The following is a 3957-nucleotide window of genomic DNA, read 5'->3' on the forward strand; positions in this document are numbered from 1 at the left end:
GCACCTTGGCCTTGCGGTGGACGCGGTTGAAGTTCGCGACCCCCATGAGGCCTTGGGTGACTACGCCGCGGATGGCGGCTTCGACGGGGCTGGGCACGGAGGGCTCCTGTGATGATGTGAGAGGTTGCGAGGGCTTCAAATAATGTTTACACCGACAACATGTCCGAGAATGATAACAGTGTCAACATACATTCCGAGAAAAATCGCTATCACCATGGCGATCTGCGTACGGCGCTGATCGACGAAGGCCTGAAGCTGATCAATGCGGGCCGGGCAGACGCGCTGAGCCTGCGGGAGATTGCGCGCAATGCGGGCGTCTCGGCGACGGCGGTCTACCGGCATTTCCCGGACAAGGCGGCGCTGCTCGGCGCGCTGTGCCTGGAAGGGCATGTGCGGATGGCGGGGGCGTTCGAGCGGGCGATGGCGTCAGCGGCGCCAGGCGTCGAGGCCTTCAGCGCGATGGGGCGGGCCTATGTCCGCTTCGCGCTGGCGCATCCGGCGCTGTTCCGGCTGATGATGGCGCAGACGACCGGGCCAGTGCCTGCGCCGCCGCCTCTGGCCGGGGCAGGGACCGGCGCGGACAGTATGCAGATGCTGGTGAATGCGATCGACGGCCTGTTCGGGGCCGATACGCCGCCAGCGGCGCGCGAGGCGCGGCGGCTGCAGGCCTGGTCACTGGTGCACGGGCTGGCTATGCTGATGCTGGACGGGCAGGTACCCGCCGATCCGGCGTTGGTGGACGCGGTAGTGGACGCGCGGATCCTGTAGGGGTGCACTTCAGCCCGCTTGGCGCGCTTCACTGCCCCTGCGAAGCACGCTCCCATAAGGTGCAGTGAGCGAAGCGAAGTGCACCTGACCTACAGGCTGCCCTTGGTGCTCGCAGGTTTGCCACCGAGGCGGGGGTCGACCGTAACCGCGGTGCGCAGGGCCCGGGCGGTCGCTTTAAAGCAGCTTTCGGCGATGTGGTGGTTGTTCTCGCCGTAGATATTCTCGATGTGCAGGCACATGCCGCCATTGCCGGCGAGGGCGTGGAAGAACTCCTTGAAGAGTTCGGTATCCATCTCGCCGAGCTTGTCGCGCCGGAAATCGACTTTCCAGATCAGGTAGGGCCGCTTGCAGAGGTCCAGCGAGGCGCGGGTCAGCGTCTCGTCCATCGGAATGTAGGCATGCCCGAAGCGCATGATGCCGCCGAAATCCCCAAGGGCCTGGGCAATGGCCTGGCCGATGACAATGCCGGTGTCTTCCACCGAGTGGTGGAAATCGATGTGCAGGTCGCCCTTGCAACGTACCATAAGGTCAATCAGCGCATGCCGGGACAGGCTATCCAGCATATGGTCGAAAAAACCGATGCCGGTGTCGATGTCGGACTTTCCGGTGCCATCAAGGTTAACGGTCACCGAGATGTCGGTTTCCTTGGTCTTGCGGGTGATCGTGGCGGTGCGGTTCTGGGTCATGGCTGGGCATATAGTCCGTCGGGAACATTACAGCTAGCGTATGATATTCACAGATTCCTAAACATCTATGCCGCAGTTTGCGCTGTAATTTCCGAATCAAGGCCTCAGGCGGCGCCAGTGTGAAGAAATCATCGCTTATCGGCCGGCTGACCGGCAGGTTTTCGATACCGGTCTTCGCCGGTATTATCGGCGGTGTAGTATCGATTTTCCTGTTCCTTGCGTTGATGGCGATTTCGGTCGGCTACCGGATGATCTTCCTCGGCGCGCCGCTTGGCCTGCTGGTGCCGGCGCCGGTGATGCTGGCGATGTTGCTGGCCTGCCTGGGGATCTCGGCGGGCGGCGCCTATTTAACTGCGCGGCCGCTGCAGCAGATCTTCCTGCGCTTCACCGCCTACATGCTGACCAGCCGCCTCGACGCCGAAGCGGAACTGGATGAGATGCAGTTCCCGGAGCTGCGCCGGCTGCGCGTGGCGACGACGCGCTCGGTGCGCAAGCTGCGGCGCGAGAACCATACCCTGCGCCAGATTGCCTACAAGGATGGCCGCACGGGGCTGGCGAACGCGATCGCGCTGGAGCGGCATGTCAACGCAACGCTGCCCGAGGCGAGCTTCGAGTATCCGGCGGCCTTCCTGCTGCTTGACATCGACCGGTTCGGGCAGCTGCTCGAACAGGTCGGCGCGACCTATGGTGACGCGCTGATCGAAGGCGCGGCGAAGCGGCTGACGCGCGCCTTGTCGGACCTTTGCGATCCGGCGGCGATTGCGCTGCGCGGGAGCATGCTGTCGGCGCTGTCGGCGGACAAGTTCGTTCTGTATCTTCCGTGTGCGATCAATCGCGACCAAGTAATCTCGATTGCGCGCGCCGTGCGTGCAGCCTTTTCCCAGCCGTTCGACCTGCCGACGCGGCGGATCACCATGTCGATCTCAGGCGGCATCGTGATGGCGCCTGAGGACGGCGAATCGTATGCCAAGCTGATGCAGAATGCGAAGCTCGCGGTGCGTCTGGTGCGGTCGGAAGCGCAATCCGGTTTCCGGTTCTTCACACCGCGCCTGACGCGCATCGTGCAGGGACGCTACCGGTTTGAGGCCGAACTGCGCGACGCGGTGGCCAACAAGGAATTCAAGGCGGTTTTCCAGCCGAAGATCTGTTTCGAGACGGGCCGGATCCTTGGCGCCGAAGCGCTGGCGCGCTGGCGACGGCCGAACGGTAAGCTGATCTCGCCAGCAACTTTCATCCCGGTGGCGGAGCAGGCGGGACTGATCGATGCGATCGGCATGCAGATCCTGGAAGCGGCGTGCGAGGCGGCGCGCAGCTGGCAGCTGGAAGGCTTCGACCTGACCGTGGCGGTGAACGTCTCACCAAGCCAGTTCCAGCGCCATGACCTGACGGACGCGATCATGGCCGTGCTGCGCCGCACCGGTCTGCACCCCAACCGGCTGGAGCTCGAGATTACCGAGAGCATGGCAGTGTCTGATCCGGCGCGCGTGGCGGAGTTCATCTCGCCGCTGCGGGCAATGGGCACGAAGCTGGCCATCGATGATTTCGGCACCGGCCATTCGAACCTCGCGACGCTGACGCAGTTGCCGTTTGACGTGTTCAAGATCGACCGCCAGTTCGTGTCTGCGCTGGAGACCGACCGGCAGGCGCCGGCGATTGTCGAGATGATCCTCGCAATGGCGGAAACGCTGGGGCTGAAGACCGTGGCGGAGGGCGTGGAGACGACGCGGCAGGCAGAATTTCTGCGGCGGCGCGGTTGCACAATGGCGCAGGGCTTTCTCTATTCACCCGGCCTGCCGGAGAAGGCTTTCCTTGACTTCCTGCGCGCCTGGCGACCGGGGCAGGCGGGCGAAGCGCAGCAGCAGGACGAAACGCTCGAGCGTCAGCTCCCGCGCCGGTAGACGCCAATCGGCTCGCCGCGCAGCAGGGTTTCGCCGGTCTGGCGATAGCCAAGTTTTGCCGCAACCTTCTGCGAGGCGAAATTTCCTGGATCGATGATGCAGTGCGTCGTGGCAGGGGCGTGAGCTGCGGCCATCCAGTTTTGGCAGGCGAGCATGGTTTCGGTCGCGATGCCTTGCCCCCAGGCGGCGGGACCGAAGGCCCATCCGGCTTCCGGACCGGCGGCGAGTTCCGGCGGCAGGCCGCGCTTGTGGTCGGCGTAGCCTGCTTCACCGAGGACCTCCCCGGTGGCGCGCAGGGTGACGACCCAGTAGCCGTAAGCAAGCAACTGCCAATGTCCGACGACGCGCAGCAGGGTCGTCCACACTTCCTGCTGCGAGCGCGGCTGGCCGCCGATATGGCGCGTCACTTCCGGGTCGCCCCACATGGCAGAAAGGGGCCCAAGATCATCCTGCGCATGCGGGCGCAGGATGAGGCGGTCGGTCGTCAGTGTGGGAACGATCAAGCGCCGGCTTTCATCTTTGCGAGCATGGCGCCCATTGCGGCGTGGACGGCGTTGACGGCCTTCAGGGGACGGACCATAACCTTGAATTCGATGATCTGGCCG

Annotated in this window: 4 protein-coding genes and 1 pseudogene; 2 read left to right on the plus strand and 3 right to left on the minus strand. The window is 64.3% G+C overall.

What is annotated here, in order from left to right:
- Window positions 1-159 precede the first annotated feature (159 nt).
- Window positions 160-768, plus strand: coding sequence for a TetR/AcrR family transcriptional regulator (locus tag WEA77_RS07330; RefSeq protein ID WP_368067213.1), 609 nt, complete (start codon window positions 160-162; stop codon window positions 766-768).
- Between the two features lie 89 nt (window positions 769-857).
- Here the strand turns inward: WEA77_RS07330 and hisB are convergent, their stop codons facing one another.
- Window positions 858-1454 (minus strand): imidazoleglycerol-phosphate dehydratase HisB, encoded by a 597-nt coding sequence (gene hisB, locus WEA77_RS07335; RefSeq protein ID WP_368067214.1) that lies wholly within the window; start codon window positions 1452-1454, stop codon window positions 858-860.
- Between the two features lie 119 nt (window positions 1455-1573).
- Between hisB and WEA77_RS07340 the strand changes: the two genes are divergently transcribed.
- Complete coding sequence (locus WEA77_RS07340) at window positions 1574-3352, plus strand: putative bifunctional diguanylate cyclase/phosphodiesterase (protein WP_368067215.1); 1779 nt, start codon at window positions 1574-1576, stop codon at window positions 3350-3352.
- Here WEA77_RS07340 and WEA77_RS07345 read toward each other — a convergent pair.
- Both WEA77_RS07345 and WEA77_RS07350 read right to left on the minus strand, forming a co-directional pair.
- On the minus strand, window positions 3334-3855 hold the full coding sequence (locus WEA77_RS07345) for a GNAT family N-acetyltransferase (RefSeq protein WP_368067216.1): 522 nt from the start codon (window positions 3853-3855) through the stop codon (window positions 3334-3336). The two genes, WEA77_RS07340 and WEA77_RS07345, sit on opposite strands and share 19 nt — an antisense overlap.
- Window positions 3852-3957 (minus strand): annotated as a pseudogene (locus WEA77_RS07350) (nuclear transport factor 2 family protein); the annotation flags it as partial. The pseudogene WEA77_RS07350 and the gene WEA77_RS07345, both read right to left, overlap by 4 nt.

This window comes from Hyphomonas sp., assembly GCF_040882205.1.
In the GTDB taxonomy this organism is placed as follows: Bacteria; Pseudomonadota; Alphaproteobacteria; order Caulobacterales; family Hyphomonadaceae; genus Hyphomonas.

Coding starts and splice junctions, on each gene's coding strand:
- hisB (WP_368067214.1), bottom strand. CDS start 1,454: ATGACCCAGAACCGCACCGCCACGATCACCCGCAAGACCAAGGAAACC.
- WEA77_RS07330 (WP_368067213.1), top strand. CDS start 160: ATGTCCGAGAATGATAACAGTGTCAACATACATTCCGAGAAAAATCGC.